The sequence below is a fragment of the Pseudomonas sp. ADAK2 genome (assembly GCF_012935755.1).
Classification (GTDB): Bacteria; Pseudomonadota; Gammaproteobacteria; order Pseudomonadales; family Pseudomonadaceae; genus Aquipseudomonas.
In genome coordinates, this window is record NZ_CP052862.1 from 3,579,680 (window position 1) to 3,596,903 (window position 17,224).

Here is a 17,224-nt window from a genome sequence, read left to right on the forward strand (position 1 = left end):
CCCTTGACTCTTTACTGCGAGCACAAAAGTTGAAGAATTAAGAAAAAAGATGCGACACAAACCCGGCGAGTTATTAATCCCTGTGATCAATCACTCATAACTCGCCGAACTTGTTTATTAGCGGATCAGGCCGCAATCAGTACGTTGGATTTATCCAGGTACAGTTTGCCGATACCGTGCAAGTTCAAAGGCGACAAGGTGAAGTGCTTTGAACCGGTATGGATATCGCGGAAGCAACGTTCCAGGAAACTGGTTTTATAAACGGCTTTGGAACCGGCCAGCGCGTAGATCTGGTTGACCGCATTCACCGAGTTTTCCGTGAGGACCGAAGCGGCCAGGCCGACGCGCGCGCCCACCGGTTCACCGATGGTTTCACCGCGGTTGATCACTTGGCAGATAGCGTCTTCGAGCAACAGCTGTGCGGTGTGCACCGAGGAAATGGCGCGGCCGGTCTTCTCGAAAATCACCCCTTCCAGGCCCGGGTCGGTATTCACCGCGCGGTCATTGCGAAAGTGATCGACCGCCGCCCGGGCCACGCCCAGCACGGTGGACATCGCCGCCAACGTGCCGAACTCGTAGTAGCCCGTGGCATAAGCGCGGGAGCTGCGAATTTCCGGGGATTTTTTCAGGGTTTCGACGTCCAGGGAGAACGCCTTGTTGACCAGCACCTGTGAACATTCAAAGTGATTGCTGCCGGTGCCGCGCATGCCCAGGGTGTCCCAGGTGTGGTTGATCTTGCACTGGCTGGCCGGGACGAAAAACATCCGCACCTCTGGTGCAGAGCCGTCGGCCGGGCCTTTGACGGTGGCGGTGCACACCAGCCAGTCGGCGTGGGCCGAGCCGCTGGCGAAGGCCCATTTGCCGCTCAACAGGTAGTCGTCGCCCACGGGCAATGCTTCGCCGCCGGAGTGGATTGCACCGATCACAAAACCGTTGCAGGTGCTGTAGATGGCTTCGGAGGTGTGTTCCGGCAAATAGTCGGAGAGACGCCCCATCGCCACTTGCACGGCCAGTTGCCAGGAGACGGAAGCATCATGCCGGGCAAACTCCAGCAGCATGGCCGAGGTGGTCTGGATATCGACCTGAGAACCGCCAAACGCCCTGGACACGGAGGTCCGGGCAAAGCCTTCCTTGAAAAGCTCAGACATCACATCCTTGTGAGTCGCATTCGTCTGCTCACTGTAATCCCGGTGTTTAAGGATCAAAGGGTTCAGTGCACGTACCTTCTCAAGCCATTCATTGGATTCGGTGGGAAGGTTATTCCATTGCATTAGATTTTTCATAACGGCTCCTAGCTATTATTTATTAACATTCAGCAGACGAAAAAACAGACAACGTTTTATTGTTATTAAACCCCGTGAAAAATGTACGTCTACAGTCGTACATTGGCAAGCGTTATTATCAGGAGCAATACATATTTTTTAGAAAGCGCTGACAATAATCAAAGGCGAAAAAAAACATCCGAACTTGCAGCGAAGTTACGGCTTTTAAACATTAAGGTATTAGCGTGCGCCGGCGCGTCGTGCGCTCACCTCCGACAGCGATGCCCAATCCTGATCGCCCTGGCCGTGGGCCATTCCATCCAGCAGGTTGTCCTTCAACACACTGGCAAATGGCAACGGCACCTGCGCCGCTTCCCCCGCCTCCAGCACCAGGCGAATGTCCTTCAAGCCCAGGGACAATTTGAACCCCGCCGGCTCGAACTGTTTGTCGACCATCAGTTTTCCGTAACCCTGGTAGACCGGCACCGCAAACAGCGTCGAGGTGATCATCTCGATGAAGGCTGCACGGCTGATGCCGTAGCCGCTGGCCAGGGTCGAGGCCTCGGCCGTGGATTCGATCGCCGCAGCAATCATCAGGTTGGCCGAGAGCTTGGCAACGCACGCCAGTTCTGCACACTCGCCGAACGGCCAGGTCTTGCGCCCCAACACATCGAACAACGGCTGCACCCGCGCCAACGCATCGGCAGGCCCGGACACCAGAATATTCAGATTGCCGGCCGCGGCGACATCCACTCGCCCCAGCACCGGCGCCGACACATAAGCCACTCCGCGCTCGGCGTGCAAGGCCGCCAGTTCTTTAGCCAGCGCCACCGACACCGTGGACATGTTCACATGGACGCTGCCCGGCGCCAGGCCATCCAGCGCTTGGGCATCGATGAACACGGAGCGAATGGCGGCATCGTCGCCCAGCATCGAGATCAACACCTCGGAATGCGCCGCCAGTGCCGGGCTGTCGACCGCTTGAGCGCCGGCCTGCACCAATGCTTCCAGCGGCGCTGGCGAGCGATTCCACACGCGGACCTGATGACCGGCCTTCAGCAGGTTCAGCACCATCGGTGCGCCCATCGTGCCCAAACCAATAAAACCCAGTTCCATGTCTTGCTCCTGTCGGTGTCAGGTGCCCGGAATGTCCGTTGCACGGCGAATCAGAATTGCGATTGTACGTGTACAGGCGTACATTTCAAGTGCCTCGAGTATTTAACCTTCGGAGCACTGGTTTCAAACATACCTATACGCAAGGCAAGGAGGCTTTATGCAATTCGGGATCTACACCGTTGGCGACGTCACGCAAGACCCGACCAACGCCAGTACCCCAAGTGAATCTCAGCGCATTCAGGCCACTGTGCAAATCGCGCAAAAAGCCGAGGACATCGGGCTTGATGTGTTCGCGACCGGCGAGCACCACAATCCGCCGTTCATCACCTCTTCCCCGACCACGCTGCTGGCGTACATCGCGGCGAAGACCCAACGCATCATTCTCTCGACCTCCACCACCCTCATCAGCACCAACGATCCGGTACGCCTGGCCGAAGAGTACTCGCTGCTGCAAAACCTCTGTGGCGGGCGCATGGACCTGATGCTGGGTCGCGGCAACACCGCGCCGGTCTACCCCTGGTTCGGCAAAAGCATCGCCGACGGCCTGCCGCTGGCGATGGAAAACTATCGGCTGCTGCACAGACTGTGGCGCGAAGAAGACCTCAACTGGAGCGGTCGTTTCCGCACACCGCTGAAGAACTTCACCTCGATTCCCCGCCCCCTGGATGACTTGCCGCCCTTCGTCTGGCACGGTTCGATCCGCACCCCGGAAATCGCCGAACAAGCGGCGTATTACGGCGACGGTTTTTTCGCCAGCCATATCCTCTGGCCCCGCGAACACTTCATTGCCCTCGTCGAGTTTTACCGGGAACGCTTTGCCCACTACGGCCACGGCACGCGCGAGCAAGCCATCGTCGGCCTGGGCGGGCATATCTTCATGCGCCGCAACTCCCAGGATGCGCGACGCGAGTTTCGTCCCTACTTCGACAACGCCCCGGTGTACGGCCATGGACCGTCCCTCGAAGAGTTCATGGAGATGACCCCGTTGTCGGTGGGCAGCCCTCAGGAAATCATCGACAAGACCCTGACTTTTCGCGAGCATTTCGGCGACTACCAGCGCCAATTGTTCCTGTTCGACCATGGCGGTATTCCATTGAAAACCGTGCTGGAACAACTCGACATGTTCGGCGCCGAAGTGCTGCCGGTACTGCGCGAAGAAACCCGCAAACGCCGTTCGCCGCTGGCGGCCGAAGCCCCCACCCACGCCAATCGCCTGGCCCATTTGCATTCAACACAGATGCTTGAACTTGACCGGCGACCCGGTTTGAAAACCACGTCCCACGACACCGTCACCGGTCGATAAACCTACCCGGCGACAGCCCTCGATCAATCGAGGGCCGTTGCCGACAATCAGGCCGCGCCCCGCAATGGCTGACGCGCATCCATCACTGTCAGCACATCATCGGTAATCAGCCGCGCGAGGTATTGACCGTAACCGGTCTTGCTCATGCTGCCGGCCAGCACCAGCAACTGCGCGTCATCAATCCAGCCCTTGTTGTAGGCAATCTCTTCCAGGCAGGCGATTTTCAAGCCCTGGCGTTTCTCGATGGCATGCACGAAATTGCCCGCTTCCAGCAACGCATCATGGGTGCCGGTGTCGAGCCAGGCCATGCCGCGCCCCATCACCGAGACATTCAATTTGCCCCGTTGCAGGTAGACATTGTTGACGTCGGTAATCTCCAGCTCGCCCCGTGGCGACGGCTTGATATCAGCCGCAATCTGCAGCACTTCGTTATCGTAGAAATACAGACCGGTGACGGCGAAATTGGATTTCGGATCAGTCGGTTTTTCACAGATGCTCAAGGCCTTGCCGGCGGCATCGAACTCGACCACACCAAAGCGCTCGGGGTCGGCCACGTAATAGCCGAACACCGTCGCGCCCTCTTCGCGGCTGGCCGCTTGCACCAGGGTTTCACCGAAACCGGCGCCGTAGAAAATGTTGTCGCCCAGGACCAGGCACACATTGTCTTCGCCAACGAATTCACGGCCGATGATGAAGGCTTGCGCCAGGCCATCCGGGGTCGGCTGCACGGCGTAGCTCAGGCTCAGGCCCAACTGACTACCGTCACCGAGCATGCGCTGGAAACCGGGCAAATCTTCCGGGGTGGAAATGATCAGGATTTCGCGAATTTCCGCCAGCATCAGCACTGACAGCGGGTAGTAGATCATCGGTTTGTCATACACCGGCAGTGACTGTTTGGACACGCCCAGGGTGATCGGGTGCAGACGCGAACCGGCGCCGCCCGCCAACAGAATTCCTTTGTACTTGGCCATGCTTTTTTCCTTTTAAGCAGAGATTTTTTGAAGTGGGTAATGTTCAGGCTTCAACCGATTCGGTGGCGTGTTCGCCGATGCGTTCCAGGGCGTAGTCGCCCGACAGGACCCGCGCCCACCAAGGGCTGTTTTCCAGGTACCAGTCGACGGTTTTGCGCATCCCGGTCTCGAAGGTTTCCTGCGGCGTCCAGCCCAAATGGGCGTGGATTTTCCCGGCGTCGACCGCGTAGCGCTTGTCGTGGCCGGGGCGATCCTTGACGAAGGTGATCAGGTCGCGAAAGTGCGCGACGCCTTCCGGTTTGACCGCACCACGTTCCTCCAGCAAATCGCACAAGGTGTGCACCACTTGCAGGTTGGTCTTCTCGTTATGACCGCCGATGTTATAGGTCTGCCCGACCTCACCGCGACTGACCACGGCATACAGGGCCCGGGCGTGATCCTCGACAAACAGCCAGTCGCGAACCTGCGCGCCATCGCCGTACACCGGCAACGGCTGGCCTTGCAGCGCGTTGAGAATGACGTGGGGAATCAGCTTTTCCGGGAAATGGAACGGCCCGTAATTGTTCGAACAGTTGCTCAACACCACCGGCAATCCGAAGGTGCGGTGCCATGAACGCACCAGGTGATCGGAGCTGGCCTTGCTCGCGGAATACGGCGAACTCGGCGCGTAGGCCGTGGTTTCGGTGAAGGCCGGATCCTGGGGTTCAAGGTCGCCATACACTTCATCGGTGGAAATGTGATGGAAGCGAAACGCGGCCTGGCGCGGCGCGTCCAGTCGGTTCCAGTAGCTTCGCGCCGCTTCGAGCAAGGTGTAGGTGCCGACGATATTGGTTTCGATAAACGCCTGCGGGCCTTCGATCGAGCGGTCGACGTGGGACTCGGCAGCCAGGTGCATCACGGCATCCGGTTGCTGGGCGGCAAAGATCTCGTCCAGCGCATTTTTGCTGCGGATATCCACCTGGTAAAACGAGTACCGCGGTGAATCGGCGACGTCGGCCAGCGAATCCAGGTTGCCGGCGTAGGTCAGCTTGTCGACGTTGACGACTTCGCAGTCGGTTTCATTAATCAGATATCGCACGACGGCCGAGCCAATAAAACCCGCGCCTCCCGTCACTAAAATTTTCATCAGCGCCTCCCTTGGCCAATTGATGATTGAACAATCCTTGAACGTTCGCTCAGTTGAGCAAAGCCACCCAGTACTGGCTCAAGCCCTGCTCCAGAATCAGCAGCGTCTGGATGCAGACAAAGCTTTCATCGGTGGTCGCCGAGGTCGAGTTGAGCGGGCCGAATCCGCCGTCCTGTTTTTGATGCGCGGCAATCCAGTCTTTCGATTCCTGCAGATAAACCGGTTGGGCATCGAGCAAGTACATCGCCGCAATGGCCATGTACGTGCCGACCAGGCTCACCGCTTTGCCCGGCCGGTAATGGAACGAACCATTGGCCAATTGCAGTTTTTGCAGCCAGGCCACGGTTTGCCCGGCATCGACGATGCGCTTGTTGAGGATGAACAGCGTCGACACCACGCGGTACACCGAAAACGCGTCCGGCGGATAACCCGGTTTGTTGGCAAATCCACCGTCGGCGGTGCGGCAGCGCAAGGCGAACGCGAGGACCGCTTGCTCGTCCGGGGCCTTGGCGCCGAGCGCATGCAGCGACAACACCGCCAGGTTGGTGTGCCAGATATCGGAGGCAAAACCCGGCACATCACCGAAACCGCCGTCCGGGTTCTGGCACGCTTGCAAGTAACGCACGCAGCCGTCGATATCGTTCGGCAGAGCGCCCAGCACCCGCAACGACAACACCGCGCAGTAACTGGCGAACACATCGCTCAGGTGCCCCGGCTGTTCGGCGAAGCCGCCGTCGGTGTTTTGTGAAGACTTGATGCAATCGATCAGGCTCGCCTTGTTTTCAATCTGAATGCCCAGCGCGTGCAGGTCCGAGATTACATGCAAGCCGGAAAACACTTGCCAGGTCTTGTCCGCCCGAAAGCCCAGCGGCGCGGTTTCGGCGGTCAGCCCGTAAGGCGTATCGCTGGAGGCGCGGGCCTTGGACAGCCAGGCCAGATAGCGTTTCAGATCCACATTGATGGCGGGCACGGCCGCGGGATGGATGTCTTGCACATCGCCGCTGCCATCGATCGCGATCAGTTCCTGCGCAACCAGCGCCGCATCGTCGTGATGATGCACGGTGGTCGGTGGCGCAAGGTTCTGCAGGGCGTGGGCGGCGGCCAACTGGGTTTTCAGGCTCTTCAAGTGCAGCGGCAGGTAGGTCAGGTTACCGATGCTGAAGATCCCCGGTTGACGCGGCGGTGCCCAGAACTGGCGGATAAACGGCACGGTCGGGTCATCGGGGGTGGACCAGAAGTAGCCCTTGCCCAGGAACAGCCCGCCGTTGCTGTGGTCATGAAACTCCAGCAACGCCGCTGTCACCGAGGTGCGATCAGGCCCTTCGAAACCGTTCGGGAGTGCCTGCATCGCTTGCAACAGCAACGCGACGTCGTAGGCGGTTTTGATCGGGAAAGGCGACTCGTGTTTTTTGTACGAGGTGTGCCAGTCGACCCGCACTTTGCCGTTGATGCAGACCCGGTCCCAATACCCGCCATAGGCCGGATCGCGAAACAACGCCAGGGTTTGCAGCAGAAACGAGCGCGCCAGATTCGACAGTGCGTTGTCGTCGCGAACGTTCGCCAGTCGCGCCAGTGCAAGGCTGATGTGCGCACGCACGGCGCAGCGGCTCAAGTCCACGTCGACGCACGAGTCACTGTCGCCGCCGGCGATGCGTGCGATCAGGTTCTCGGTATGCACTTGCAGGTGCCCGACCAGCCCCTGACCCAACGGATCGTGACCAATCTGCGTGAGCAGATTGGCCGCGCTGATATCCAGCTCAATGGACGTCGCCACCTCCAGTGGCATCGACCAATCGCTGCTATAGACGCCCGCGACAGTGGACCGGGCGTAGAGCGCTTCGATCTTTTCCAGCATCGCGCTGATGATCTCGCGGTTCGCCGTGTTCTGTGGCGCCCTGCGCTGGTAAGCCAGCAAGGCACTCAGCGCGTCCAGTTGCAGCGCCAGGGTTCGGCAGCGTCCCGAGCCGTGGGGCGTCCAGAACTGATCGGCCAGTTCATGGAAACCGGCGTTCGGGGCATCGTACAAACCCATCAACCCGTCATGGGCGAAGCGCAGTTGTGCTTCGTCGCCATGCTCGGCGTGGTAGAGCGTCGCCTCAACTTGATCCTGCAACTGCTTGTCACTGGAAATGGCGACCTGCCCACTGGCATCGGTGATTGCAAAATAGCCACCGTGCTCGAGGTCGGCGAGACCTTGATCAAAAAAGAACTGCGGATGAAGCGACATGGTGTATCCCTCTTCCTTGAGGTTAAGCGGCCTGGCTTGCAGCCAACGGCATCACGACGCCCTGGCACAACTCGATAATACGGCTGGCGGCGCGTGCGGCACCTTCGCCATCCGGCGAGGCAACCTGCTGATGCGGCGCAAAATAGTTCAGGGCCTGAGGGTCTTTATCGAGCTCGGCCTGGACCAGTTCAACGATGCGGTGCTGGTCGTGGCCCAGGTGCGTCGCGAAACCGAGCATTTCCAGACGACGCAAGGCTTCGAGTTCGTGGTATTCCGATTTGGACGGCAACACAAACAAGGTCGGAATCTTCAACGCGGCAATTTCTGTCACGGTGATCCAGCCCGGCGCCGAAATCAGCAGACTGGCCTCATGCAGCAAGCCCATCCAGTCCGGGTAGTACGGCACACAAATCACGCCGTCCTGGGCCGCGATGTCCTGACGTCCCAGCAACACCATTTTCAGTTCCGGATTGCGTTCGCGCAGGGTCTTGAAACTGTCCAGGTAGGCGGCGAGCAGCGCATCCTTGTTTTGCGAGAACATCGTGGTGCCGCTGATGGACGCAACGATAAACGGCGAATCGCCGATGTTCAGTTCGGCACGTACATCCAGGCCACTTTGCACGTACTCGCGAATCATCGGCCCGACAAAGTGAGCCTTGCCGTTGCTCAGGGCTTCGGCAACCGGAGTGCCCTGATCGAGGGACGCCACATATGGTTTATCGGTCAAGACCAGTTGGCTTTGGTTGATCATCCAGCTGAACTGGCTGTGCAATGCCGCACGGGCACGGGCCATTTCCAGCGCATTGACCTCGAAGCCACCGTCGGCCAGGTCATGGTCTTCCAGTTGGCAGAGGGTGAAGTCATAGCGTTCGGTGACAAACACCAGCGGCGTGCCGCTGAAAATGGCGGCCAGGCAGGCGGCCATGTTGTAGTCAGATACCAGCACCGAAGGTTTGTACTCGGTGATCAGCGCCAGGTAAGACAGAATTCGCTCGCCGGACAAGAACGTATTGGCGATATAGCCGCCAATGTAATTGGCCCAGTCCAGTTCTTTCGACAAGTTGCTCTTTTTCGAGTAGTCGACCAACCGGCCGGCAATATCCACAACCTCGACACCGGCCTTTTCAAACAGCGGTGTAAACGTTGGCTGCAAGGAAGCCAGTGCTACCGTCAGCGGCATATCCGGCGTTTGCTTTTTAATCGCCTGAGCGATGGACAGCGCGCGCATGTTATGACCGGAACCGGTTGGATTAGGGGCAAATAAAATCATTCTTGAATCTCCATTAGTTGAACAACGCCATGAACCACAGTGTTTTCCAATACATCCCTTATAACCACGGAATAGGGCTTAATTACGGCACCTTCACCAATATTCAGTGGACCTACCAAGATGGCACCTTCGCCAATAATGCAACGACTTCCGATCCTGACCGGAGCTTCCTCCCAAGGCAGTGAACGAAACGAATAATCATGAGTTGAAGCGACAATCGTGACCCCGGCGCCGACCTCGGTGAAGTCTCCGATCGTGACGCCACCGGCGGCCTCGATCACCACGCCTTCACCCAGCGTGGCACCGGTGCCCAGCTCAATGCCGCCTTGTTGGGACAGGCCGCCCTGACGTTGACTGCGCCCGATAAGGATGCAGTCCCGGGCGATTTCCACCGACGCGCCGCCACGTAATTCGGCGTCAATCAAGGCGTCTTCGCTGATGTCCCAAGTGATGGTGTCCGGGTTCAACGCCTTGAGCCGGGCCACGGACAGCGACGCTTTGTCGATCAGCGAGGGCAAGCCCTGGCGGGCTCTATCCCGCACTTTGGCCAGCACATGAGCCGGGCTCGGCGTGCCGTCCTCGATCACGTTGCGATAGCCGATCACCCGTGCCGGGCGACCCACGGCAATGGCGTCCGGCGCGATGTCCGAGGTCACCAGAGCGCCCGCCGCAATCACGGCCCCGGCACCGATGGTGACGCCAGCACTCACGGTGACCTTGGCGCCGAGCCAGGCATTCTCGCCGACCAGAACCGGGGACTCAGGCGTTCCCAGGCACTGCACACCGGTCGCCAGCATGCTCGACTTGCCGATGCTGACATGCCGCAAATCCGACTTGAACCCGACAAAAATGTCATCGCCCAATTCCGCACTTTCCAGGCGGCAGGCCGCCCGAATCCAGACATGTCGCCCCAAGTCGCTGGCGGAATCAATCGCCGTTAAAACTTCGATCAGATTAATATCGTCCACAATAAAGCCTCATTCCATTGATGCCGGGAACATAATAAATTCAGCGCGCAAAAAACCCCGCTGACTGAGTCAGCCTATGCACAACTGTTAACTAGTTAGTGATTAATCAAACTTCTCTAGGTACGCATGACGTTGCGTCTGCGCCACCTTATTAACTGACTGTTCCATTAATTCATCGCTTTCCATAAACGACAGATAAATGTCCACGCTTGTGCCGGGGCCAAGTCAGAAATTAACGAGAGCTTGCTGAATTAAGTCAGTCCGTGACTACGATGTAACTCCATTGAGGGGGAATGTCCTTTAGTACGAATGTTATAGTACAGACGATTTTGTTTTGCAATAGGTGTCCGACTGGTTATCTCGTTTGAGTCTAAAAAAATATTGAACTTTTATGGTGCAATGCTGTAACCGTTACGTCATATATGCACAGAATTGGTGCAACTCGTAGTGCCTGCGTTATTGAATGTGTCCAGCGCTAACAGGTAACTGGATGTCGAAGCCAGACATCCAGCCGCGGCCGCCGAACGATAGGGTGGCTTTTCAAACCTGTCATTCGCCTGGAGCTGTCATGTCCGCACCTATCACCGTCCTTCGCGATACCCACCCGTTGCCCGTCCTCGACGCCTGCAAATGGGAAAAACTCGAAGGCGACCCGCACACCGTCAACCTCAATGCCTACACCAGCGAAGACGGCAGCAAGATCATGGGCACCTGGATCTGCACGCCGGGCAAGTGGTATGTGGAATACGTGAAGTGGGAATACTGCGATTTCCGCGAGGGCTACTGCATCATCACCCCCGAAGGCAAGGAGCCGATCCACCTGCGCGCCGGGGATATCTTCGTCATCGAGCCGGGGATGAAAGGCACGTGGGAAGTGGTCGAGACAGTGCGTAAGTATTTTGTGTTTGCCTGATGAAAAAGCAAAAGATCGCAGCCTTCGGCAGCGCCTACAGGGTGTAAAAATTCCCGTGTAGGAGTTGCCGAAGGCTGCGATCTTTTTTCACCGAATAAAAAACCGGGGATCTGCCCGACGCAGCCCCCGGAAAAACCTCTTATTGAGGTTTGCGATAGCTATTGATGATCGCCGAGAAGTCCTTGCCACCCTCCCCGCGCTGACTCATCGCCTGATACAACTGCTGGGCCACCGCGCCGAGCACCACTGGTTGGTGCGCCTGACGAGCCGCTTCCGTGGCCAGCCCCAGATCCTTGAGCATCAGTTCGGCACCGAAACCGCCGGTATAACCGCGCGAGGCCGGCGCCGTTTCGACGATGCCCGGCCACGGGTTGTACATCTCCGAACTCCAGCAACGCCCGGTCGAGCTGTTGATGATCCCGGCCAATACGCCGGTGTCGATCCCCAACGCATCGCCCAACGCCATGGCTTCACTGACGCCGACCATCGAGATCGCCAACAACAGGTTGTTGCAGATCTTGGCGATCTGCCCTGTACCGACTTCGCCGCAATGGACGATGTTGCGGCCCATCTGCGCCAACACCGGTTGCAGGGTGGCGAACAGCTCAGGGGTGGCGCCGACCATAAAGGTCAGCGTCCCGGCCGCTGCGCCACCCGTGCCGCCGGACACCGGCGCATCCGCCATGGCCACGCCTTGCTTGGCGGCGGCCGCGGCTACGTCACGAGCGGTCTGCGGATCGATCGTGCTGCAATCAACGGCCGGCACACCCTGGCCGATACCGGCGAGCACACCGTCCTCACCGAGCCAGACGCTACGCACATGCACAGCGGCTGGCAGCATGGTGATCACCAGTTCTGCACCCTGCGCCGCTTCACGCGCCGAAGCGCTGATGCTGCCGCCCAGTTGCTCCAGCTCGGCCAGAACAGTCTTGTTCAGATCGACCAGGTTCAGCGAATGGCCAGCCTTGATCAGGTTGCGCGCCATCGGCGCGCCCATGTTGCCGAGACCGATAAAAGCGATTTTCATGCCTGGCTCCTTAACGCAAGTTGATGGTGGTGTTCACACCGTCGTTGACGCTGTCGTCATCGAACCAGCGACTGGTGACCGTCTTGGTCTGAGTGTAGAACTGCACCACTTGCTTGCCATACGGACCAAGGTCGCCGAGTTTCGAACCACGGGAACCGGTGAAGCTGAAGAACGGGACCGGCACCGGAATCGGGATGTTGATCCCGACCTGGCCGACATCGATTTCATTCTGGAATTTACGCGCCGCAGCACCGCTCTGGGTGAACAGACCCGTACCGTTACCGAACGGGTTGGCGTTGACCAGGGCAATCGCCTGATCGAGGGTGTCGACTTCCAACACCACCAGCACCGGGCCGAAGATTTCCTGGGTGTAGATCTGCATCTCGGTGGTCACGCCAGAGAACAGGGTCGGGCCGACAAAGTTGCCCTTCTCGAAGCCCGGAACGCTGATCTCGCGACCATCGAGCTCCAGCTTGGCGCCTTCCTTGATGCCGCTTTCGATCAGATCAAGAATCCGCGCCTTGGCCTTTTTCGAAATCACCGGGCCGACATCGGTACCCGCTTCGCTACCCGCGTTCACCTTGAGTTTCTGCGCCAGCGCTTTCAGATCAGGCAGCCATTGCTTGGACGCGCCCACCAACACCACCACCGAAGTGGCCATGCAACGCTGACCGGCGGCACCGAAACCGGCACCGACCAAAGCATTGAGGGTTTGTTCGCGATTGGCATCCGGCAGCACCACGGCATGGTTCTTGGCGCCCATCATCGATTGCACGCGCTTGCCGTGTTTGCCAGCCAGGTCGTAGACGTGAGTACCGACGGCGGTCGAACCGACGAAGGAAACGGCCTTGATGTCTTTGTGGGTGCACAGCGCATCAACCACATCTTTGCCACCGTGAACGACGTTGAGCACGCCCGCCGGTACGCCAGCCTCGATCGCCAGTTCCACCAGCAGCATGGTTGACAGCGGATCCTGTTCGGACGGCTTGAGCACGAAGGTGTTGCCGCAGGCGATGGCCATCGGGAACATCCACAACGGAATCATTGCCGGGAAGTTGAACGGGGTGATGCCGGCGCAGACGCCGATCGGCTGACGCAGGGTGTAAGTGTCGACGCCGCCCGCAACGTTTTCGGCAAATTCGCCCATCTGCAGTGTGCCGATGGAGCACGCGTGCTCGACCACTTCCAGGCCACGGAAAATATCGCCCTCAGCGTCGGCAATGGTTTTGCCTTGCTCGGCGCTCAGGACCACGGCGATGCGTTTGGAGTGTTCGCGAATCAGCGCCTGGAGCTTGAGCATGATGCGCATCCGCGCACCGATCGGCGTCAGCTTCCAGGTCTGGAAGGCGCTATGAGCGGCACTGATGGCGGCGTCGACTTCTTGCGCGGTAGCAAACGGAACCTTGGCCAGCACTTGCTGGGTCGCCGGGTTGACGATGTCGTGCCACTCGGTGGTCTGGGACTCGACCCACTCGCCGTTGATCAACAGCTTGACGGTCTGGACGGTGGTTTCGTTGGGCGTGAGCGATGCGTTCATGCTGGTCTCCAATACTTATTGTTATGCAGGGAGCCAAGGCGGGTATGTCGCCTTGAGATGAGGCGTGTGTCGCGAATTGGTTGTCGGACTGTTTTTGGAGTATAGATGTGCAAACTTCTAATAAGAACGCACATAAAAGCCGGTCCAACATGCAAAAAAACATCACGTCCTTAGGTTCGCTGAACTGGGATGACCTCAAGTTTTTCCTCGAAGTCGCCCGCACCCGCAAGGCCAGCACCGCGGCCAAGCGCCTGGCGGTGGACTACACCACCGTGTCACGGCGCATCAGTTCGCTGGAAGCGGCGCTTGGTACATTACTGTTCGAAAAGTCCCGGACCAGCGGTTTCGTCCTGACCGCCGAAGGCCAGCGTTTATTGGGTTATGCGGAGTCGATTGAAAGCACGCTGCACATGGCCTGCGAGCAAGTTTCCGGCTCCGGCGTGGCGCTGTCCGGGCATGTGCGCATGGGCTGCACCGAAGGCTTCGGCAGTTTCTTCATCACCCCGCAATTGAGCCACTTCGTCGACGCCTACCCGGCGATCTCGGTGGACATTCTGCCGCTGCCGCACTTCATCAGCCTGTCCAAGCGCGAGGCCGATATCGTCATTGCCCTGGAACGCCCGGAACACGGGCCGTACGTCTGCTGCAAACTCTGCGACTACAAATTGCAGCTGTACGCGACCCAGGACTATCTGGACAAACACCCACCGATCCGCCGCCCGGCCGACCTGGCTAAACATTCATTCATAAGTTATGTCGATGACCTGGCGTTCAGCTCGGAGCTGCTGTACCTGGCGAACGTATTGCCCGGCGCCAGCGCCAACTTGCGCAGCACCAGCGTGATCGCGCAATTCGTGGCGGCGCAGCAAGGGCGATCGCTGGCGATTCTGCCGTGCTTCCTGGCGGCGCAGGACCCACGGTTGCTGCCGGTATTGCCGGCCGAGATCAACATCACCCGACAGTTCTGGATGTACTGCCGGGAGGACCTGCGCAAGCTCAAGCGGATCACCCTATTGTGGGATTACATCCGCGAAGTGACTGAGCAGAATCAGAATCTTTTGATGGGGGAAACCCGGGAGATGGTGTTTGCCGATTAGTCGGCGCTCACCACAATCGAGACTCGACGATTCTCGGTACGGCCAGCCGGTGTGTCGTTGGACGCTACCGGCTCTTTGCTGCCAAGCCCTTGCAGCTTGATGTTCTCTTCTTTCATCCCGACAGCCGTCAGCACCTTGCCGACGCTTTTCGCCCGACGCAGGGACAGCTGTTGGTTGTAGGACTCTTTACCCGAACCATCGGTGTGGCCATCGACCCGTACCCGCTCGATCCCGACACTCGTCAGGGCCTTGCCGATGCGCTGGACGATTTCGGTGCTTTGCGCGTTCAGGCTTTCGACATCGCTGCCAAACAGCACTTTGCCGGACAACCCAAAGGCCCAGCCCTCGTCGGTCAACTCGAAGCCTTGTTGCTTGAGCACGGTGATCTGCGCCGGGGTCAGGCCTTTTTGCGGTACGGTCTGGCACCCCGTCAATGCCAATACAGCCATGAACAGGGTGATGGTGAAAAATCGCAGGGAACGCTGGGGGATTGAGAACACGGAAATTAGTTCCTGGTTTGAATGTGGGCGACCGGATGCTCCGACCCGGCCGTTTGCTGTGCGCCTCGGGACAGGCGCTTGGCTTGGTACATCGCCGCATCGGCAGCGTTAAGCAGAGCGCCGGGCGTGGCGCCATGATCGGGATAGACGGCGATGCCGATACTGAGTGAGGTCAACACCGTCGTGTTGCCCGGCAGGGTGATCGGCACTTCCATGCTGGCAAGGATTTTGTCGGCGATCCGCTCGGCATCTTCGGTCTTGTGCAACGGCGTCAGCAGCACGGCAAACTCATCGCCGCCCAGACGCGCCACCAGGTCCTCTTCGCGCAATTGCGCACGAACCCGCGTCGCCACCGCTACCAGCACGGCATCGCCGGCGGCATGGCCGAAATTGTCGTTGATCTCCTTGAACCGGTCGCTGTCGAGAAACAACACCGCCACGCGTTCGTTGAGTTTGTTGGCATTGCGCAACGCACGAATCAATCGACCTTCGAAAAACGCCCGGTTCGGCAACCCGGTGAGGCTGTCGTGGCTGGCCTGGTGGGCCAGGGTTTCGTTCTCGCTTTGCAGGTGGGTCTGCCAGGATTCGAGTTCATCGAGCAGTGCATTGAAGTCGTTGCCGAAGTCGTCCAGTTCGGCGATGTCTGCGGGCGGTACGCGCTGGTCGAACGCGCGTTCGCTGCGGGCGGCGTGAGCCACGAACGCCAAGCTGCGCAACGGACCGGTGATGCCGCGAAGCTGCCGGCGCGCCAGGTACAGCGCGACCCAGGCACTGACTGCCGTGCACACCACGATCCCCATCAGACCACTGAGCAAGAAGCGCATCAGGCTGCCACCGTGACCGGTAAGCTCGATGCTGCCGATTGCCTGGCCCTGATGGACGATCGGCATGCTGATGGGTTTTTCCAGGAAAGCCTTGGCGATCTGCGCTTCAAGATCGGAAAACAACCCGGTTTCCGGTCGCTGCCAACGGGCGAGCACCACACCCTGCTTGTCGAGAACCTGGGCATCGGCCACTTCTTCGGTAGACGCGATCAACGCCAACGCTTCCGTCGCGGCCGCCTTGTCATTGAACACCACCGCGGCTTCCACGGTGTAGTTGATCGAGCGCGCGATCAGGTGCAGGTTGTGGTCGGCATACACCCGCAACGCCAGAACCCCGAGCAACGTCAGCGACACGCTGGCCATGGTCACGCCCACCAGTGCGACGATCAAATGGCCGCGACCGATGACCGAACGCAACGTGGGACGATTTTTTGATTCGAATAGACTCATGGCGCCGCCGGCTTGCGGCGCGACAACTGCAACACGCTGGGGTGAATGCGCACGCCACTGCGGGCGACGGAGTCGAGGTTGACCTCGAAGGACACTTGATCGTCGCTGACCCGCAGGCAGAAAAGGCTGCCGACGGTGCACTGATCGCTGCCTTCGCTGATGCTCAACACCGGTTGGCCAATCAGCGAAGCGAACAGGCGGCTGCGCTCCTCGGCGGTCAATTTACCGATGTAGACCGCATCGCACTCACCGACAATCGCCGGGTTGTCAGCCAGTAGCCGTCGGACCGTGACAGGGCGACCGGTGGCCTGGGTCGAGCCCTTGACCAGATCGTCGGTGTATTCGGTCGGGCCTACCACACACAGGCGCAGCTGTGCAGGCTCCACCGGCCAGCGGGCATAACTGAGGATCCCGAGCACCACCTGGGTCACCGCTTTGGCTCGTTGATCGGCCATGCTGACGGCGGCTTCGGGTTGTGCGAACGCGATGCCGGTCAGCAAACAGAGCAGGCCAACAAGCAATATTCGCTTGCAGCCAGTAACGCTCTCTGTCGCCCGGACAGCCAACTTCATGCAGGGATTCTCTTCGGTCGTAACGGAATGATGCCGCAACGATAGCACAGCACCGAAATGC

At 59.2% G+C, this 17,224-nt stretch carries 15 protein-coding genes; 3 read left to right on the forward strand and 12 right to left on the reverse strand.

The window, feature by feature from the left end; all coding sequences use genetic code 11:
- Window positions 1-125 precede the first annotated feature (125 nt).
- Entirely contained in the window at window positions 126-1,283 is a 1,158-nt protein-coding gene (locus HKK52_RS16660; RefSeq protein WP_169371729.1) for an acyl-CoA dehydrogenase family protein, read from the reverse strand.
- 219 nt (window positions 1,284-1,502) lie between these two features.
- Entirely contained in the window at window positions 1,503-2,378 is an 876-nt protein-coding gene (locus HKK52_RS16665; protein ID WP_169371730.1) for an NAD(P)-dependent oxidoreductase, read from the reverse strand.
- Between the two features lie 157 nt (window positions 2,379-2,535).
- On the opposite strand from HKK52_RS16665, the gene HKK52_RS16670 reads away from it, so the two are divergent.
- A complete protein-coding gene (locus tag HKK52_RS16670) occupies window positions 2,536-3,681 on the forward strand; it encodes an LLM class flavin-dependent oxidoreductase (protein ID WP_169371731.1) in 1,146 nt (381 codons plus the stop codon).
- Between the two features lie 47 nt (window positions 3,682-3,728).
- On the opposite strand, the gene rfbA is transcribed toward HKK52_RS16670, so the two are convergent.
- The 5 genes from rfbA to HKK52_RS16695 are packed head-to-tail and all read right to left on the reverse strand — an operon-like array spanning window position 3,729 to window position 10,243.
- Window positions 3,729-4,652 carry a glucose-1-phosphate thymidylyltransferase RfbA gene (gene rfbA, locus HKK52_RS16675; protein ID WP_169371732.1) on the reverse strand — a complete coding sequence of 308 codons (924 nt, stop codon included), beginning with the start codon at window positions 4,650-4,652 and terminating at the stop codon, window positions 3,729-3,731.
- Between the two features lie 43 nt (window positions 4,653-4,695).
- Window positions 4,696-5,778: a dTDP-glucose 4,6-dehydratase gene (gene rfbB, locus HKK52_RS16680; RefSeq protein WP_169371733.1), complete on the reverse strand. Its 1,083-nt coding sequence runs from the start codon at window positions 5,776-5,778 to the stop codon at window positions 4,696-4,698.
- Between the two features lie 49 nt (window positions 5,779-5,827).
- A complete protein-coding gene (locus HKK52_RS16685) occupies window positions 5,828-8,005 on the reverse strand; it encodes a prenyltransferase/squalene oxidase repeat-containing protein (RefSeq protein WP_169371734.1) in 2,178 nt (725 codons plus the stop codon).
- Between the two features lie 22 nt (window positions 8,006-8,027).
- Entirely contained in the window at window positions 8,028-9,275 is a 1,248-nt protein-coding gene (locus HKK52_RS16690) for a hypothetical protein (RefSeq protein WP_169371735.1), read from the reverse strand.
- Window positions 9,272-10,243, reverse strand: a complete 972-nt coding sequence (locus tag HKK52_RS16695; RefSeq protein WP_169371736.1) for an acyltransferase — start codon at window positions 10,241-10,243, stop codon at window positions 9,272-9,274. The genes HKK52_RS16690 and HKK52_RS16695 overlap by 4 nt, the downstream gene beginning before the upstream one ends.
- Before the next feature lie 568 nt (window positions 10,244-10,811).
- Between HKK52_RS16695 and HKK52_RS16700 the strand changes: the two genes are divergently transcribed.
- Complete coding sequence (locus HKK52_RS16700) at window positions 10,812-11,156, forward strand: cupin domain-containing protein (protein ID WP_008024653.1); 345 nt, start codon at window positions 10,812-10,814, stop codon at window positions 11,154-11,156.
- A 139-nt stretch (window positions 11,157-11,295) separates the two neighbouring features.
- Here the strand turns inward: HKK52_RS16700 and mmsB are convergent, their stop codons facing one another.
- Together mmsB and HKK52_RS16710 are read right to left on the reverse strand one after the other, a co-directional pair.
- Window positions 11,296-12,183, reverse strand: a complete 888-nt coding sequence (mmsB, locus tag HKK52_RS16705) for a 3-hydroxyisobutyrate dehydrogenase (protein ID WP_169371737.1) — start codon at window positions 12,181-12,183, stop codon at window positions 11,296-11,298.
- Window positions 12,184-12,193: 10 nt separating this feature from the next.
- Window positions 12,194-13,720 carry a CoA-acylating methylmalonate-semialdehyde dehydrogenase gene (locus HKK52_RS16710; RefSeq protein ID WP_169371738.1) on the reverse strand — a complete coding sequence of 509 codons (1,527 nt, stop codon included), beginning with the start codon at window positions 13,718-13,720 and terminating at the stop codon, window positions 12,194-12,196.
- A 149-nt stretch (window positions 13,721-13,869) separates the two neighbouring features.
- Here HKK52_RS16710 and HKK52_RS16715 point away from each other — a divergent pair, with 149 nt between their 5' ends.
- Window positions 13,870-14,817 (forward strand): LysR family transcriptional regulator, encoded by a 948-nt coding sequence (locus HKK52_RS16715; protein WP_169371739.1) that lies wholly within the window; start codon window positions 13,870-13,872, stop codon window positions 14,815-14,817.
- Here the strand turns inward: HKK52_RS16715 and HKK52_RS16720 are convergent.
- The 3 genes from HKK52_RS16720 to HKK52_RS16730 are packed head-to-tail and all read right to left on the reverse strand — an operon-like array spanning window position 14,814 to window position 17,163.
- Window positions 14,814-15,317, reverse strand: coding sequence for an OmpA family protein (locus HKK52_RS16720; protein ID WP_178117456.1), 504 nt, complete (start codon window positions 15,315-15,317; stop codon window positions 14,814-14,816). The genes HKK52_RS16715 and HKK52_RS16720 overlap by 4 nt on opposite strands.
- Window positions 15,318-15,322: 5 nt before the next feature.
- Window positions 15,323-16,591 (reverse strand): diguanylate cyclase domain-containing protein, encoded by a 1,269-nt coding sequence (locus tag HKK52_RS16725; protein ID WP_169371740.1) that lies wholly within the window; start codon window positions 16,589-16,591, stop codon window positions 15,323-15,325.
- Window positions 16,588-17,163, reverse strand: coding sequence for a YfiR family protein (locus HKK52_RS16730; RefSeq protein WP_169371741.1), 576 nt, complete (start codon window positions 17,161-17,163; stop codon window positions 16,588-16,590). Before HKK52_RS16730 ends, HKK52_RS16725 begins: the two co-directional genes overlap by 4 nt.
- Window positions 17,164-17,224 lie beyond the last annotated feature (61 nt).